Here is a 16456-nt window from a genome sequence, read left to right on the forward strand (position 1 = left end):
GACCGTGCGTTATGCATAAGTCCGGGGCAGCCGCTTTTTCATGTCTGAAAGATGCAGGATCAGGGTGATTCGGTACGGCTGCGGATATTCTGGCGGTACAGCGACGGTGAAAGGCCTACGGAGCGTTTGAAAGCCCTGGAAAAGTAGTATTCGTCTTTCATGCCTACATAGGAACAGATTTCCCGGACCGTGTAATCTGTGCGTTCCAACAGGAGTTTAGAGCGCTGAATGCGCAGATCCAGAAGATAATTCTGGGCTGTAGTTCCCGTAAATTTGTGAAATATCTTAGAAAAATAACTGCGCTCCAAACCGACATGCTCCACAATGTCCTGAACAGTGATTGGATAGATATAGTTGCATTTTATATAAGATTTGGCTTTTCCTATATGTTCAAAGAGAACGGTCTGGTTCTCCTTCTGATATTTTCCCGAGAGACTGTAGGACTGTGCAATGTTGGAAAAGATGGAGTACATGAGGGACTGTATTGTAAAATCATTACAGAATCCCACCGATTCCAGATGTTCTGCAAGTGTCCGGATGGTTTCATCTATGGAATACTGTGGATGCAGCTTATGAACAGGAGACTGCCTGGAAAAGCCCAGCTGCTCCGTGAGGGTATCTGCACTGTCACCGGTAAAAGCCAGCCAGGAAAAATGCAGAGGATCTTCCGGCGAGGTGTGATAGCTGGCAAGCTGTGAGGGATATATGATAAACAGATCTCCCTGCCGGATGGGATAGGCAGCGCCCTCACATATATATGTTCCCCGGCCCTGCGTGATATAGTGTATCAGATATTCGGAGCGGGTATGCGGAGGCATGCGGAAATCCGGTGCACACTCCTCATAGCCGCAGTATTTCAAATTCACATCTCTCTGGATCTTTGAAGCGTAATATTCCTCAATTTTCATAAAAAATCCCCCTTATTTAAACAGTATAATACTATTATGCACAAAAAACAACATGAATCCATCATAAGGACAAGAGAGTGTATTTTGTTTTAAGGCAAATCTTTTATAATGGAATCATAAGAAATGCTGATGGAAACATGCAAAACAGAGAGAAGGTATTACCTAAGGAGGTAAAAAGTATGTTAAGAAGAAAAATGTTAGCGGCAGCATTGGCAACAGGATTGGCAGGGACTTTGGTGCTTGGGGGCTGCCAGGGCAGCGGCAGCAAAGGAAAGACTGCTGATGGAAAAGACAGCGTGCGTTTTATGGTCGGGGGATCGGCAGCCGAGCTGGAACAGTATAAGAAGGCCGTGGATGCCTTCAATGAACAGAGTGAGGATGTTGAGGTAACATTTGTAGGCGTACCGGGGGACAACTACAATGAGAAGATCATGACACAGCTCAAGTCAAAGGAAGCTCCTGACTGTTTCTATTCAGAGGAAGCCTCTTATGGAGAACTGAATAAATCAGACATGCTTCTGGATATATCAAAATATCTGGATGAAAGTGATTCCAATCTGAAGAGAGAAGATGTGCCTGAAAATTTACTGGAAAACTATACGTTTGAGGATAAGGTGACAGGAGTTCCGGTGGACTGTAACCCTATGGTGATCTATTACAACGCAGACCTGTTTAAAGAGCTGAACATAAAATCACCGCAGGAATATGTGGATGAGGGCAAATGGAATTTTGAGGCGCTTCAGCAGGTATCAGAACAGCTCAGGGATGCTTCAAAGGTTGGGTTTGTATATGAGAACTGGTGGGGAACGCTTTACTCTTTCCTTTTTTCCGCAGAGGATCCTGTCTATTCAGATGATATGACAAAAGCAGAGTTCGGTTCTGAGCGGGCAAAAGCCGGCCTGACCTATCTGGACAGCAATATCAAGTCAAAAGCCTTTACCTTTGCAGGTTCTCTGACCAGTGGAGAGTCACCGGACACGCTGTTTGTATCAGGCCAGGCGGGGATGCTGTATGCGGGGCGCTGGTATGTGGCGGATTTTACGGATTTGAGTTTTGCATATGATGTAGCTCCGTTCCCGTACTATGAGGAACCCTCACAGGCAGTCTGCGCTATGCCGGCAACACCCATGGTCATAAATAAGAAGGCATCCAATCCTGATGCGGTGTGGGAGTTCGTATCCTTTTACTGCGGAGAACAGGGACAGAAGATCAGGATGGAAGGTCAGGGCAATGCGGTACCCACAGTTGACGGGCTGGATGAGATCGTGCTGACAGGAACGCCAGAACATGCACAGACTTTCCTGGATGCTGTGGATATTGCACTGGTGTATCCAAAGGCAGAGGCGCTTCATCCGGGTATGACAGATTCTATTACAGGTGAAGTGGAAAAACTGCTGGTGGGAGAGCAGGATGTGGAGCAGACCCTGACAAATATCGTACAGACAGTCGATGATGAACTTCAGAAATAAGCAGGTATGTGGGGAAGGGATGGACATATGAAAAAAAGTAAACTGGAAAAATCCAGAAACAGATGGGGGATCGTGTTTATCCTTCCACAGCTCATTAGTCTGGTCTGCCTGGGAATCATACCTATTGTGATCGCATTTGTGCTGAGCTTCTTCGATTGGAATGGATTCAGTGCTCCGGTATTTACAGGATTCCAGAATTTTAAGGCAGTGTTTACAGATCCGGATACAGGGATTGCCATTAAGAACACCCTGGTCTATTCCGTTATCTACGTGCCATGTTCCATTGTGCTGTCACTGGGGCTTGCCATGCTGCTAAATAAGGCATGGGGGAAGATGTTCTACCGCGCCGTTTTCTTTCTCCCTCAGATTGTTACCTCTGTGGGAATCGCAGTGGTATGGTCCTGGATCTACCAGCCGCAGTTCGGTATTCTGAACATGATATTGAGATTTTTCGGAATAGAGGGGAAGGAATGGCTGCGTGACCCATCCACTGCAATGGGGGCAGTCATTGTCATGAGTATCTGGTGGGGGCTGGGGTACAATATCGTGCTGTTTCTGGCTGGTCTTCAGAATGTCCCCAGGACGTATGTGGAGGCAGCAAAGATTGACGGCGCAAATGAGCGGCAGGTATTTTTCAATATTACAGTTCCGCTTATCTCACCTACCACACTGCTGGTGACTATCACTACAATGATAAATGCATTTCAGGTCTTTGACCAGATGTTCCTGCTGACATCCGGCGGGCCGGCAAAGAAGACGTATACCATGGCGATCCATATATATCAGACGGCATTCAAGAGCTATGAGCTGGGCAAGGCATCCACAGCGGCACTGATCCTGTTTTTCGTGGTTGTGGCTGTATCTGTGATACAGTTTAAGCTTTCTGACAAATGGGTTCATTACGGAGAGTAGGTGAGATTATGGCGAACAGAAAGAATAAACAAAAGAGATTTTATACCCTGCTGGTTCAGGTAATACTGGTATTCATGGCTGTACTTGCTTTATTTCCGTTTTTGTGGATGATCTCTACTTCCCTGAAGGGTTCAGAGGAGGCATTTGCCTATCCGCCGAAACTGATACCGGAAATCTTCCACTGGGATAATTATGAAAAAGCCATGACAGCGTTGCCTTTTGGAAAGGCATACCTGAACAGTCTGAAGCTGGCTGTCATCAATGTGACAGGTCAGGTGCTCACCTCCGCTATGGCGGGATATGCACTGGGAAAACTCAGGTTCCGGGGATCAGGGGTGGTGTTCGGCGGCTTTATAGCGGTCATGATGGTTCCATATACGGTAATATCCATCCCGCTGTTCCTGATCTTCAGCCAGTTAAATCTGATCGACACACATTTGTCCATTATTTTGATGACAGTTGCCTATATGCCCATGGGAGTATTTCTGTGCAGACAGTTTATTATGGCACTGCCCGATGAGCTGATGGAGGCAGGAATCATCGACGGTGCAAACTATGGTTCCATGTTTTTCAGAATCGTGCTTCCGCTTGTGAAACCGGCACTGGCATCTCTGGGAATCTTCTCATTTATGTGGAATTGGAATAGTTTCTATACACCGCTTATATTCTTAAATTCCCAGGAGAAATATACGGTGCCCCTGCTTCTGAATATGTTTAAGGGGAAATATACAGTGGACTGGTCGCTGATCATGGCTGCCTCCACAATTGCGGTGATTCCTGTGCTGGCAGTATACCTGTTTGCACAGAAATATATTATTGAAGGAATTACAATTACAGGAATGAAGAGTTAAAGACAGGAGGTAATTATGCCAAGAATAGCTTTTATGGGGGCAGGCAGCACAATATTTGCAAAGAGTGTGCTGGGCGACTGCATCCTGACACCGGAGATACAGGAGCTGGAGATCGCGCTGCACGATATTGACCCGGTGCGGCTGGAGGATTCCAGGAAAATGCTGGAGAACATAGCCTCAAACGCGGGGCGCAAAGTGAGGATTGAGGCCCACGCTGACAGGAAACAGGCTCTGAGAGGGGCGAAATATGTTGTCAATGCCATACAGGTAGGGGGATATGATCCCTGCACAATTACGGATTTTGAGATTCCGAAGAAATACGGACTGCGCCAGACCATTGCAGACACCCTGGGGATAGGCGGCATATTCCGGGCACTCAGAACCATACCCGTGCTGGAGGAATTTGCTGCCGACATGATGGAAGTATGTCCGGATGCCCTGTTCATCAACTATTCCAACCCTATGGCCATGCTGACCGGATATCTGCAGACATACACGAAAATCAACACCATCGGTTTGTGCCACAGCGTGCAGGTCTGCATTCCCCAGCTCTTTAAGGCTCTGGACATGGAGGAACTGGTTCCGGAGGCAAGATGGGAGATTGCGGGCATTAACCATCAGGCATGGCTTTTGAAGGTTCAGGACGGCAGAGGAAATGATCTGTATCCGGAGATTAAAAAGCGTGCAGCGGCCTTTTTAAACGGCGAGGCTTCATATGACGCGGGCTGGGATAAGGTCCGCTATGAGATGATGCTGAGGTTTGGATATTACATAACAGAATCCTCTGAGCATAATGCGGAATATACGCCATGGTTTATAAAAGACAGGTATCCGGAGCTGATCGAGCGATATAACATTCCTTTGGATGAATATCCGAAACGCTGTATCAAACAGATCGGAGACTGGAAGCAGATGCGGGGAGAGCTGGTACAGAATGCGGAGATCAAGCATGAGAAGAGCCGCGAATTTGCATCGTTTATCATAAATTCTATGGAGAATGATGTTCCCTACCGCGTACACGGCAATGTCCGGAATACGGGCCTGATTCCCAACCTTCCCCCCAATGCATGTGTGGAGGTTCCCTGCCTGGTAGACAGGGATGGAATCCATCCCTGTTATGTGGGAAATCTTCCGGAACAGTGCGCTGCCATAAACCGTACGAACATCAATGTTCAGCTTCTGACGATCCAGGCCGCAAAATCCAGACGGAAAGAGGATATTTATATGGCGGCCATGATGGACCCCCATACAGCGGCGGAACTGTCCATGGATGACATCAGGGCAATGTGCGATGAAATGCTGGAGGCACACGGTTCCTGGATGCCTGAATACAGATAATAAACGTAAAAAGCAAGGAGATAAGTCAGATGGAGAAAGTATTGAGAGTGGGTGTGCTGGGCATGGGAAATATGGGAAAAGCCCATGCGCGCAGTATGATGAGAATGGAGAATGTGGAGATTGCAGGACTGTGTTCTTCTCCGGCAGATGATGCAGAGGCCTTTGCCCGTGAAAATCATCTGGACTGCGGGATTTATGATGACGGTTTCCGCATGATAGAGGAGGCAGACCTTGATGCACTTTATATCTGCCTGCCGCCTTTTGCCCACAGCGGACAGCTTGAAGCGGCAGCAGACAGGGGAATCCATGTATTTATTGAAAAGCCCATTGCCCTGGATGTGGAGAGAGGAAAATCCATGTCGGATGCAGTGGAGCGTAATCATATTGTTTCCCAGGTAGGATACCATATGAGATTTGGAAGTGCGGTCAGGAAATTTAAAGAGTATATGGAAAACGGTACTGCGGGAAAACCTACGCTTTACATGGCAGATTATGAGTGCAACAGCCTTCACGGGCCCTGGTGGCGTGATGTTTCAAAATGCGGCGGTCAGGTTTTTGAGCAGGTCATCCATCTGTATGATATGGGGCTTTATCTGATGGGGGATGCGGATTGTGTGAACGGACATATTGCGAATCTCTGCCATCAGGATGTGGAGGGTTATACCATTGAGGATACCAGTGTCTGCAGTATACATTTTAAAAATGGCGCTCTGGGTTCCATATGCGGTTCCAACTGTTCCGTAAAAGAACAGTGGAACGGCAGATTCCGGGTCATCTGTGAGCATATGACAGCAGATTTCACTGACCACAATCACGGTGTTTTTACTTTTACAGATGAGAAAGAGCTCCGTACAGAAACGGTTGCGGAGGAAGTGGATGCCACGTATCTGGAGGACTGCTGTTTTATAGACACTATACGGGGCAGAAGGGAAAATACGGCAGGTGTGCCGGAAGGTTTAAAAGGTCTGCGGCTGGTGAGCGCAGTGGTGGAATCATCAGGAAAAAACGGGGCACGTGTTGTGCCGGAATAAGAAAGAAATGACAAAAAGGAGAAGGTAAAATGACAGGAAAAGAGATTGTTTCAACAGAACCGAGAAAAGCATACCTCAGAGAATATGAAGACGTTCCGGTGAAAGAGAATGAGATTCGCGTGAAAGTAGAATTTGCCGCGGCAAAACACGGAACGGAGTTTACTCATTTCAGGGGTGAAGATCCATTTTTGGAAAATATTTTTGATGAAGAATATCTTCTTTTCAGAAAGAGCAAAGAGGCAGCAGAGAAACCATTTTTTATGCGCCCCGGAAATATGTGGATCGGTCATATCACAGAGATGGGAAAGGAAGTAAAGGGATTTGAAATCGGAGAGCGGATAGCCGGTTATGGCCCTCTCAAAAGTACCCACACCCTCAAGGCAGAGGAGGCATTTAAGATGCCGAAACGTATGACATGGAAGGAAGCTGTGTGCTATGACCCTGCACAGTTTGCCCTTGGAGGAATCCGGGACGGTCAGGTAAGGGTAGGAGATAATGTGGTGATCTCAGGTCTGGGAGCCATCGGCCTGCTCGCTGCACAGTTTGCAAGACTGGCGGGAGCGGCAATGGTGATTGTATGCGATCCTATCGAAAAGCGGAGAAATGTAGCATTGGAGAATGGGGCGGATCTGGCTCTCGATTCTTCCTCCGTGGATGTGGGATTTGAGATCAAGAAAGCAACCGGGAAACGTGGGGCTGATGTAGTGATAGAGACCAGCGGTAATTACCATGCGCTCCAGCAGGCGATCAGGGGTGTGGTTTATAACGGAAATGTAGCTGTCGTCGGATGGTATCACGAATGTCTGGGCGGCCTGAATCTCGGAAGGGAAGCACACTTTAACCAGCCCAACATCATTATATCAAGAGCCTGCAGTGAGCCGAACCGGGAATATCCCAGATGGAGCTTTGAAAGAATCTGTAACACCTGTTGGGATATGCTGGCAAAAGGCCTGCTGAAATGTGAAAATATTGTTGACCCGGTTGTGCCCATAGACAAGGCCGCTGAGACCTATATGAGTATTGACAGGAACCCGTCCAGCAGTGTAAAGATGGGAGTAGAATTTTAACTGAATAAAGTTGGTGTATAACGGCCGGCCGGAGACATCCTGCAGGCCGTTATTTTCATGTTTCCCTTCCCTCCGTTGGAAGATTGTGTTAAACTAGACAAAGAAAAAGAGTGAAAAGCTAAAAGTACCGGGATGTGCCCGGTCTGTGAGAGAACGATTAAGGGATAAAAAGATGAAGATTTTGAAAACGGCGGGGAAAGTCATAGCAGCACCTGTGCTTTTCTGTGTATTTTTGCTGGCAAGGTGTTTTCAGTTTTTTTTAAAGGTCTGTGGAGCTGTGGTAACATTTGTGTGCATTCTGGCAGCCGTGGTGCTGACCATCGGCGTGGTGGCACAGATTGCGCTGCAGATGCAGGGACGCGGTCCGGGGATCGCAGCGATCATCATCAGTGTCTTGGTGGCGGCTGTTCTGGCATACGTGCCGGGCGCCGGTGTAGGTGCCGTGATGGTTGTTCTGGAAGGTATCTGCAGCTGGATCATGAAGTTTTATAAAACAGCGCTGGAGAGCGTACATATTGTGCACAAAAAGACAGGATACAAATGGGCCGATTATGACTGGGACAGCAATAAAGTCTACAACAGTGTCAGGAATTCTGCCATTGGAGAGAGCGAGAGAAGGATACATTACTTTAAGGGTATCCACACCCAGGAGGAGTTAAAGCGGCGCGCCTGGGCACTGCTGAAGATCTACCAGCCGGACAACCGGTTTGGGGAGGATGAGATAACGAGAAGCATTATGGCGGAATATGATTATTTAAAAAAGAAGCTGCCCAAAAGCAGCAGCGAGGAGTGACAGCAGGCGCCTTCCGGCAGCAGTACACTTCGCCTCATGTACCGCGAAAAATGCAAAAAGTGCCAAAAGAATCCCTGCGGATGCGTTGACAAGCCTTTAAAAAAAGTTATAATAATAAATAGAGAATGTTAATTGCAACAGGAGTATGGTTGTTGTGTGTGTTGAATGTATGTATTCGTAACAGTTCAGCTGACTGAACCGTTATGAACAAATTAATGATTGTGTGGAGGATATGAAATGAAAGTATTAGTGGAAACATCTGCAAGACATTTACACTTATCCCAGGAACATCTGGAGATTCTGTTTGGCAAAGGCCATGAGCTGACTGTAAAGAAAATGCTGAGCCAGCCGGGACAGTTCGCATGTGAAGAAAAAGTTGAAGTGATCGGTTCCAAAGGCAGCCTGAAAATGTCTGTTTTAGGACCTGTAAGAAAAGATACTCAGGTTGAAGTATCCCTGACAGACGCAAGAAGCCTTGGCGTTGCTGCTCCTATCCGTGAGTCCGGCGATATCGCAGGCACAGGCGCATGTAAATTAGTTGGCCCGGAAGGTGAAGTAGAACTGACAGAGGGCGTTATTGCTGCAAAACGTCACGTACATATGACTCCGGAAGATGCTGAAAAAGCAGGCGTAAAAGACAAAGACATCGTTAAACTGGAAATCGAGTCTCCAAACGGAAGATCTCTTACATTCGGTGATGTAGTTGTACGTGTAAGCGCTTCTTATGCAACAGCAGCACACATTGATACAGATGAAGCCAACGCTTTGGCTCCTGGAAAAGAGTGCTACGGAGAAATGACGAAATAATCTGAGACTGACAGATTTGCGCCCGGTATTGACCGGGCGCTTTTTTTATAAAATTACTATTTACATTACCCTTGACAGAATCCCCCGGTTCTGTTACGCTGAGAACATATTCAAAACGAAGGCGTTCTGCTTTTGATTTCTTCGCAGTTTCTGCGGTTTTCCATTTTTAACAAATCTATAAAAGGAAGTGGGTGAGGCTTTGGGCGAAGTCTGTCTTTTTGTATTGTATTTTCCATTCTAAAAAGATATAATAAAGGGAGAAATGTATGGGAGACATTGCATATCAAAATAAAGATATTGCACTTAAATATTTCGGCGATGCACTGAAGAATAAAAAACTGACTGTATATGGCCTGCCGCATATAAAAATAAAGGATTCCAGGCCTACAAACCTTCCTGCTATAGAAGCCAATGAGTTAAGGATAGATAATCTATTTATCCTTGAGGACGATTCCTATGCGCTGATCGATTATGAGAGCACTTTCGGGATTCAGGACATCATAAAATATGTAAACTACATAGCCAGGATCTTGAAACGTTTTATCAGACAGGAAAAAGGCCGGAGATCAGGAAAAGGCAGAAAAAGGCTGCCGATCATCCATCTGATCATTATATTTTCAGCAGATATAAGTGATATAGATCCAAACATTCTGGACGTGGGATGTATGCAGCTGAAAATAGAACCGGTGTATCTTCTGCGCATGGATACAGCAAAAGTTTTATCAAAAATTCAGTGTAAAGTGGAAATGAAAGAAGCTTTGGATGATGATGAACTGCTGGAACTGATTGTTCTGCCGCTTACGGTAAAAGGCAGGGCAGAAAAGCAGGCATTGGCAGAGGAGACGGTAAGGCTGGCGCAGGAGATTCGGGATGAGGAGCAGCGCATGCAGGCCCTTGTCGGAATCCTTACCTTTGCGGATAAGATCTTAGACAGGGATTATGCAAAAAGGATCAAGGAGGTGATAGGCATGAATAAGGTTGAACAGTTATTTTTTGATGAAGGAGTTGAGATGGGTATTGCAAAGGGCATTGCCAGAGGCAGAGTAAAAGGTGCGGCAGAGGGCAGAGCGGAGCTGATTGGATGTATAAGAAAGAAGTTAAAAAAGGGCTATGCGGTGATTGAGATTGCTGAAGTATTGGAATTGGAGGCCTTATACGTCAGGAGAATAGCAGATCTGATACAAAATGAGCCCGAGGATTCTGATGTGGAGATTGCCGAGAAGCTGTTCCGGGAGGAGAGCGTGCAGCAGACCGCCGGATAAATCGGGAATGCTGATAAAATGTTATTATATGGTATAGGAAAGCCGAAGAAAGAAGATATTAATAGGGATATCTTTTTGCCTTCGGCTTTTTATATTGTCTTGAGGAAATACAAAGAATATAAATGACCGAGTATGAACGAATATGGATATATATACTTGAATACACATTAAAATATTCAAAACTGTGCATATTGCACCAAAATGAGTCGCCATTTTCGTGAATTAATTTGATTGAATTTGAACGAATATGGCTGTATAATACAGATAGTGAAAGAAAGAGATAACCGGAACAACCGGACAGGAGGGAAGCATATGATTTACACGGTCACATTCAATCCGTCACTGGATTATATCGTTTCCGTCGAGGATTTTCAGCTTGGTATGACGAACAGGACAGATTCCGAACTGCTGCTTCCGGGCGGCAAGGGCATCAATGTATCCACAGTGCTCATGAACCTGGGTATTGAGAATACGGCACTGGGATTTACCGCCGGATTCACTGGCGATGAGATCCGCAGGAAAGTGGAGGAGATTGGCGTGAAAGCGGACTTCATCCAGATAGAGAAGGGAGTCTCAAGGATCAATCTGAAGCTGAAATCCATTGACGGTACAGAGATTAACGGACAGGGGCCGGATATTGGGAAAGAAAAGGTGGAGGAGCTGCTTCGGCGGCTGGATGGCCTGAGTGAGGGGGATGTGCTTGTCCTTGCAGGCAGTATCCCGGCATCTATGCCGGATGATATTTACAGGGATATCATGAAGCGGCTCACCGGGAGAGGAATCATGATCGTGGTGGATGCCACCAGAGATCTGCTGGTCAATGTACTGGAGTATCACCCCTTCCTGATCAAGCCCAACAACCATGAACTGGGAGAGATATTCGGTACGGAGATCAAAACCAGGGAGGAAGTTCCCCCATACGCCAGAAAGCTGCAGGAAATGGGGGCTTGTAATGTGCTGGTTTCCATGGCAGGGCAGGGCGCGGTGCTGGCTGCTGCAGACGGAAGCTGCCATATGGCGCCTGCCCCAAAAGGGAGGCTTGTAAATGCAGTGGGAGCAGGGGATTCCATGGTGGCCGGATTTCTGGCCGGATGGATGGAAAAGAAAGATTATGTCCACGCATTTCATATGGGAATCGCGGCGGGAAGTGCCAGCGCGTTCTCGGAATACCTGGCGAAACGCGAGGAAATAGAAGCTGTCTATCAAACCATATAAAGGAAGGAAACGGGTATGAGAATAACAGATTTACTGGACAAGAGAAGTATTTCCCTGAATGGTGCCCCAAAAAGCAAGGAGGAGGCACTTGACCAAGTGGTCGCTCTGATGACAAAGAGCGGTAAGATCAATGACGAGGAGGCCTACAGAAAGCAGGTATATGCAAGGGAGGAGGAGAGCACCACAGGAATCGGTGAAGGAATCGCCATTCCTCACGGAAAATGTGACGCGGTTGACAGACCCGGCCTGGCGGCCATGGTCGTGAAGAACGGTGTTGACTTTGATGCCCTGGACGGGGAACCCGTGACTCTGATCTTTCTGATCGCGGCACCCAACACGGAAGACAATGTACATCTGGATGTGCTCAGCAAGCTTTCCGTTCTAATGATGGATGAAGATTTTTCAGACTCTCTCAGAAATGCAGGGTCTGTGGAAGAATTTCTGGAGATCATAGATAAGGCAGACGATGAAAAACCGGACATTGACCAGCGCCTGGCAGAACCCGCAGAGGAGCAGGGAGGGCAGGCTAAGATTCTGGCTGTTACCTCCTGTCCCACCGGCATTGCCCATACCTATATGGCGGCCGAGGGGATTGAGAAAGCAGCCAAGGCCAGAGGCTGTTTTGTCAAGGTGGAGACAAGAGGTTCCGGCGGTGCTAAAAATGTGCTGACAGACAGGGAGATCCAGGAAGCGGACTGCATCATTGTGGCCGCGGACGCACAGGTTCCCATGGACCGTTTTGACGGCAAAAAGGTGATTGAATGTCAGGTTTCAGACGGTATCAGCAAGGCAGACACACTGCTTGAGAGAGCGGTAAACGGGGATGCTCCTGTATACCACGCATCCGGTGCTGTGCAGAAGAGCTCCCAGACAAAGAGCGGCGGCAGTGTGGGACATCAGATTTATACACAGCTTATGAACGGCGTATCCCACATGCTTCCCTTTGTGGTGGGAGGCGGTATCCTGATCGCCATTGCGTTTTTGATCGACGGTTTCAGTGTGGATATGAATTCCCTGCCCATGGACCAGAGGGCGGATTTCGGTACCATCACACCGGTTGCAGCTCTGTTTAAAAGCATCGGCGGTACAGCATTTGCCTTCATGCTTCCGGTTCTGGCGGGATTCATCGCCATGGCTGTCGGTGACAGGCCTGCCCTTGCGGTTGGCTTTGTAGGCGGCATGATTGCATCCCAGGGACAATCCGGTTTTCTGGGCGCTCTGGCAGCGGGATTCGCGGCCGGTTATCTTATCCGTCTCCTTCGCAGGGTGTGTGATAAGCTTCCACAGGCCATCGAGAAGATTGCCCCGGTCCTGATCTATCCGGTTGTGGGGATTCTGGTTATGGGGCTGCTCATGACATTTGTGGTGGAACCCATCATGGGCGGTATCAACACAGCCCTGAACAATGGATTGACAAGTATGAGCGGCTCCAGTAAGATTATTTTAGGATTGATTTTGGGCGCCATGATGGCCATTGATATGGGCGGTCCTTTCAACAAGGCAGCCTATGTATTCGGAACAGCGTCCATCGCGGCGGGAAATTATGATATTATGGCAGCGGTTATGATCGGCGGTATGACACCTCCCTGTTCCATCGCTCTTGCAACACTGCTGTTTAAGAATAAATTTACGAGAGAACAGAGGGAGGCAGGCCCCACCAACTTTATCATGGGTCTGGCATTTATCACAGAGGGAGCCATTCCCTTTGCGGCTTCCGATCCCCTCCATGTGATTCCCGCATGTATGATCGGCTCCGGTGCTGCCGGGGCGCTGAGTATGCTCTTTAACTGTACACTGATGGCTCCCCACGGCGGAATCTTTGTTTTCCCTGTGGTTGGAAATGCGGTAATGTATCTGGTGGCGCTTGTGGCCGGAACTATTGTTTCTGCCGGGCTGCTGGGCGTTTTTAAGAAGAAAGTAAATGAATAAATAATCATAAAAGGAGAGAAAGATCATGAAAGAATTTAAGTACACCATCACAGACCCGGAAGGCATCCATGCACGTCCCGCAGGAGAGCTGGTTAAAGTTGCAAAAGGATTTGCCAGCAGCATCAAACTTGCAAAGGATGGAAAAGAAGGAGACTGCAAGCGGATTTTCGGTATCATGGGCCTTGGCGTGAAAAAAGGACAGGAAGTGACCCTGACATTTGACGGCGAAGACGAGGATGCCGCATATGAGGCAGTGAGCACATTTATGCAGGAAAATCTGTAATCAAAGCAAAATGAGTAAGAAATAGTTTAAAATACATTTGGGTAGGCAAGAAGCTGCTGCAGAGGAAAGCTGCAGCAGCTTTTTTCAGGTTACTGATCACACGCGGCTGTCCCGCCATGCACGGAGTGAACAGCAGCATTTTACAGGCAGGAACATGTCAGAAAGGAGTACAGGGATGAAGGAATATAGAGGAAAAAGTGTATTTGGCGGTATTGCAATTGGAAAGATATGTGTATACCGGAAAGGGGAACAGCAGGTCAAACGCGTAAAGACAGAGGATACCGACGATGAGATGCAGCACTACACCCGGGCAAAGGAGGAGGCAGTCAGTCAGCTGAAAGGCCTGTATGATAAGGCAGTAAAGGAAGTGGGGGAGGCGAATGCCGCTATATTTGAGATCCATCAGATGATGCTTGAGGATGATGACTATAATGAATCTGTCGAAAATATTATCAGGACACAGAAGGTCAATGCAGAGTACGCCGTCGCAGCGACCAGCGACAACTTTTCCCAGATGTTTGCCTCCATGGAGGATGAATATATGAGAGAGCGGGCTGCTGATGTAAAAGACATTTCCGAGCGTATCCTGGCAGTTCTGGGAGGCGGGTCGAAAAGTACGGTGAACACAGAGGAACCGGTGATTATCCTGGCGGATGATCTGGCGCCCTCCGAGACAGTGCAGCTTGATAAAGATAAGGTCCTCTCCTTTGTCACCGTCCACGGTTCCGTAAATTCCCATACCGCCATTCTGGCCCGTACCATGGGGATCCCTGCTCTTATCGGAACCGACATCCCTCTGGATGACCGTGTGGACGGAAAGCTTGCTGTAGTGGACGGCGCGGACGGCACAGTCTATGTGGACCCTGACCCGGAATTCCTTACCGAAATGCAGAAACGCCGGCAGGAGGAAGAGGAGAAAAAAGAACTTCTCCAGCAGTTAAAAGGAAAAGAAAATATAACGCTTGACGGTAAAAAAGTCATGCTATATGCTAATATTGGAAATATAAAAGATCTGGCTACTGTTGTACAGAATGATGCCGGCGGAATCGGCCTTTTCAGAAGTGAATTCATCTATCTGGAGAAGGAGGATTACCCCACCGAGGAGGAACAGTTTAAGATTTACAAAACGGTGGCTGAGACCATGGCCGGAAAGCGCGTGATCATCCGCACCCTGGATATCGGCGCCGACAAAAAATGCGGTTATTTTCATATGGATGATGAGGATAATCCGGCTCTGGGATACCGGGCCATCCGCATCTGCCTCACTCGCCCCCAGGTGTTCAAGACACAGCTCCGGGCTCTGTTCCGGGCTGCTGTCTACGGGAATCTGGCGGTCATGTATCCCATGATAACAAGCCTTTGGGAGATTAGGAGGATAAAGGAGATCGTGGAGGAAGTGAAAGCAGAGCTGGAGGAGCAGAATATGGATTACCGGATACCGGAACAGGGTATCATGATAGAAACGCCCGCAGCGGTCATGGTAAGCGCGGACCTGGCAGAAGAGGTGGACTTTTTCAGCATCGGCACCAATGACCTGACCCAGTATACCCTGGCTGTGGACCGTCAGAATCCACAACTGGATGCGTTCTATGATCCCCACCATCCTGCAGTCCTGGCCATGATTCGGATGACTGTGGAAAATGCCCACAGGGCAGGTATCTGGGCAGGAATCTGCGGAGAGCTGGGTGCGGACCTGACTCTGACCAGGGAGTTTCTGGCCATGGGAGTGGATGAACTCTCTGTTTCGCCCGGACGGATTCTCCCCATCCGCAAAATCGTTCTGGAGACAGATGTAGAAGAATACAAGAGGAAGAAAAATGCTGACTGAGAAACGTTTTGAAGAGATACTGAAGCTTCTGGATGAAAAGAAAAGTATAACGGTCACGGAGATAAAGGAAATGCTGAATACATCAGAATCCACCATTCGCCGTGACCTGACAGCCCTCGACCGGGCAGGAAAGCTGGTAAAGGTGTTCGGCGGTGCCGTGGCGGTGGATGCTGCGTTTACGGCTGCGGAGCCTTCCGTGGCCCAGAAAGTCGGTGTGAACAAGGAAGAAAAGCAGGCCATAGCCCGCTATGCCGCCTCTCTGCTGGTACCGGATGATTTTATCTATCTGGACGCAGGGACGACCACAGGATACATGATCGACTATGTCACAGAGAGATCCGTAACCTTTGTGACAAACGCGGTATCCCACGCACAGCGCCTGGCAGCCCTGGATTTCCGTGTCCTTTTGATCGGCGGGGAACTGAAGGGAACCACAGAGGCGGTAGTGGGAAATCAGGCAATCTTAAGCCTCCAGAACTTTCACTTTACAAAAGGTTTCTTCGGCACAAACGGAGTCAGCAGAAAAGCAGGCTACACCACACCGGACTGCAATGAGGCCCTGGTGAAGAAAACTGCCCTGGAACAGTCCGGAAAACGCTATATCCTGGCGGATGCGGCAAAGTTCGGGAATATCAGCTCTGTCACATTTGCACCCTTTGAATCTGCGGAGGTCCTGACCGACCGGGAACCGCCGGAATCTTTTGCAGGGTGCAGGAATGTTTTGATCATTAAATAGCAGGGATAAAAAAGAGTCCGGTTTTCC

The 16456-nt window shown here is 48.1% G+C and carries 15 protein-coding genes; 14 read left to right on the plus strand and 1 reads right to left on the minus strand.

What is annotated here, in order from left to right:
• Window positions 1-59: 59 nt before the first annotated feature.
• Window positions 60-908, minus strand: coding sequence for an AraC family transcriptional regulator (locus tag LC508_RS21495; protein WP_033142116.1), 849 nt, complete (start codon window positions 906-908; stop codon window positions 60-62).
• 179 nt (window positions 909-1087) lie between these two features.
• Between LC508_RS21495 and LC508_RS21500 the strand changes: the two genes are divergently transcribed.
• The 14 genes from LC508_RS21500 (at window position 1088) to LC508_RS21565 (ending at window position 16429) form a co-directional block, all read left to right on the plus strand.
• Complete coding sequence (locus LC508_RS21500; protein WP_158587247.1) at window positions 1088-2377, plus strand: ABC transporter substrate-binding protein; 1290 nt, start codon at window positions 1088-1090, stop codon at window positions 2375-2377.
• A gap of 27 nt (window positions 2378-2404) precedes the next feature.
• Entirely contained in the window at window positions 2405-3289 is an 885-nt protein-coding gene (locus tag LC508_RS21505; protein WP_052099558.1) for a carbohydrate ABC transporter permease, read from the plus strand.
• 8 nt (window positions 3290-3297) lie between these two features.
• Window positions 3298-4140 (plus strand): carbohydrate ABC transporter permease, encoded by an 843-nt coding sequence (locus tag LC508_RS21510; RefSeq protein WP_033142118.1) that lies wholly within the window; start codon window positions 3298-3300, stop codon window positions 4138-4140.
• 15 nt (window positions 4141-4155) lie between these two features.
• Window positions 4156-5478 carry an alpha-glucosidase/alpha-galactosidase gene (gene melA / locus LC508_RS21515; RefSeq protein ID WP_103731213.1) on the plus strand — a complete coding sequence of 441 codons (1323 nt, stop codon included), beginning with the start codon at window positions 4156-4158 and terminating at the stop codon, window positions 5476-5478.
• Between the two features lie 29 nt (window positions 5479-5507).
• The gene (locus tag LC508_RS21520) at window positions 5508-6509 is read left to right on the plus strand and encodes a Gfo/Idh/MocA family protein (RefSeq protein WP_103731212.1); all 1002 of its coding nucleotides are present in this window, start codon (window positions 5508-5510) and stop codon (window positions 6507-6509) included.
• A 29-nt stretch (window positions 6510-6538) separates the two neighbouring features.
• Window positions 6539-7576 carry a zinc-dependent alcohol dehydrogenase gene (locus tag LC508_RS21525; protein ID WP_103731211.1) on the plus strand — a complete coding sequence of 346 codons (1038 nt, stop codon included), beginning with the start codon at window positions 6539-6541 and terminating at the stop codon, window positions 7574-7576.
• 172 nt (window positions 7577-7748) lie between these two features.
• On the plus strand, window positions 7749-8369 hold the full coding sequence (locus LC508_RS21530) for a hypothetical protein (RefSeq protein WP_103731210.1): 621 nt from the start codon (window positions 7749-7751) through the stop codon (window positions 8367-8369).
• Between the two features lie 237 nt (window positions 8370-8606).
• A complete protein-coding gene (locus LC508_RS21535; RefSeq protein WP_033142122.1) occupies window positions 8607-9176 on the plus strand; it encodes a PduL/EutD family phosphate acyltransferase in 570 nt (189 codons plus the stop codon).
• 266 nt (window positions 9177-9442) lie between these two features.
• A complete protein-coding gene (locus tag LC508_RS21540; RefSeq protein ID WP_103731209.1) occupies window positions 9443-10438 on the plus strand; it encodes a hypothetical protein in 996 nt (331 codons plus the stop codon).
• 312 nt (window positions 10439-10750) lie between these two features.
• Window positions 10751-11653, plus strand: coding sequence for a 1-phosphofructokinase (pfkB, locus tag LC508_RS21545; protein WP_103731208.1), 903 nt, complete (start codon window positions 10751-10753; stop codon window positions 11651-11653).
• Between the two features lie 15 nt (window positions 11654-11668).
• On the plus strand, window positions 11669-13582 hold the full coding sequence (locus LC508_RS21550; RefSeq protein ID WP_103731207.1) for a PTS fructose transporter subunit IIABC: 1914 nt from the start codon (window positions 11669-11671) through the stop codon (window positions 13580-13582).
• A 25-nt stretch (window positions 13583-13607) separates the two neighbouring features.
• The gene (locus LC508_RS21555) at window positions 13608-13865 is read left to right on the plus strand and encodes an HPr family phosphocarrier protein (protein WP_033142125.1); all 258 of its coding nucleotides are present in this window, start codon (window positions 13608-13610) and stop codon (window positions 13863-13865) included.
• Window positions 13866-14040: 175 nt separating this feature from the next.
• Complete coding sequence (gene ptsP / locus LC508_RS21560) at window positions 14041-15693, plus strand: phosphoenolpyruvate--protein phosphotransferase (RefSeq protein WP_225305246.1); 1653 nt, start codon at window positions 14041-14043, stop codon at window positions 15691-15693.
• On the plus strand, window positions 15683-16429 hold the full coding sequence (locus LC508_RS21565) for a DeoR/GlpR family DNA-binding transcription regulator (protein WP_103733220.1): 747 nt from the start codon (window positions 15683-15685) through the stop codon (window positions 16427-16429). Before ptsP ends, LC508_RS21565 begins: the two co-directional genes overlap by 11 nt.
• Window positions 16430-16456 lie beyond the last annotated feature (27 nt).

This window comes from Blautia parvula (genome assembly GCF_020215665.1).
In the GTDB taxonomy this organism is placed as follows: Bacteria; Bacillota; Clostridia; order Lachnospirales; family Lachnospiraceae; genus Blautia; species Blautia celeris.

Excerpts from the sequence above, each read along its gene's own strand:
- LC508_RS21495 (WP_033142116.1), bottom strand. The coding sequence starts at position 908 with ATGAAAATTGAGGAATATTACGCTTCAAAGATCCAGAGAGATGTGAAT.
- LC508_RS21500 (WP_158587247.1), top strand. The coding sequence starts at position 1,088 with ATGTTAAGAAGAAAAATGTTAGCGGCAGCATTGGCAACAGGATTGGCA.
- LC508_RS21505 (WP_052099558.1), top strand. The coding sequence starts at position 2,405 with ATGAAAAAAAGTAAACTGGAAAAATCCAGAAACAGATGGGGGATCGTG.
- LC508_RS21510 (WP_033142118.1), top strand. The coding sequence starts at position 3,298 with ATGGCGAACAGAAAGAATAAACAAAAGAGATTTTATACCCTGCTGGTT.
- melA (WP_103731213.1), top strand. The coding sequence starts at position 4,156 with ATGCCAAGAATAGCTTTTATGGGGGCAGGCAGCACAATATTTGCAAAG.
- LC508_RS21520 (WP_103731212.1), top strand. The coding sequence starts at position 5,508 with ATGGAGAAAGTATTGAGAGTGGGTGTGCTGGGCATGGGAAATATGGGA.
- LC508_RS21525 (WP_103731211.1), top strand. The coding sequence starts at position 6,539 with ATGACAGGAAAAGAGATTGTTTCAACAGAACCGAGAAAAGCATACCTC.
- LC508_RS21530 (WP_103731210.1), top strand. The coding sequence starts at position 7,749 with ATGAAGATTTTGAAAACGGCGGGGAAAGTCATAGCAGCACCTGTGCTT.
- LC508_RS21535 (WP_033142122.1), top strand. The coding sequence starts at position 8,607 with ATGAAAGTATTAGTGGAAACATCTGCAAGACATTTACACTTATCCCAG.
- LC508_RS21540 (WP_103731209.1), top strand. The coding sequence starts at position 9,443 with ATGGGAGACATTGCATATCAAAATAAAGATATTGCACTTAAATATTTC.
- pfkB (WP_103731208.1), top strand. The coding sequence starts at position 10,751 with ATGATTTACACGGTCACATTCAATCCGTCACTGGATTATATCGTTTCC.
- LC508_RS21550 (WP_103731207.1), top strand. The coding sequence starts at position 11,669 with ATGAGAATAACAGATTTACTGGACAAGAGAAGTATTTCCCTGAATGGT.
- LC508_RS21555 (WP_033142125.1), top strand. The coding sequence starts at position 13,608 with ATGAAAGAATTTAAGTACACCATCACAGACCCGGAAGGCATCCATGCA.
- ptsP (WP_225305246.1), top strand. The coding sequence starts at position 14,041 with ATGAAGGAATATAGAGGAAAAAGTGTATTTGGCGGTATTGCAATTGGA.
- LC508_RS21565 (WP_103733220.1), top strand. The coding sequence starts at position 15,683 with ATGCTGACTGAGAAACGTTTTGAAGAGATACTGAAGCTTCTGGATGAA.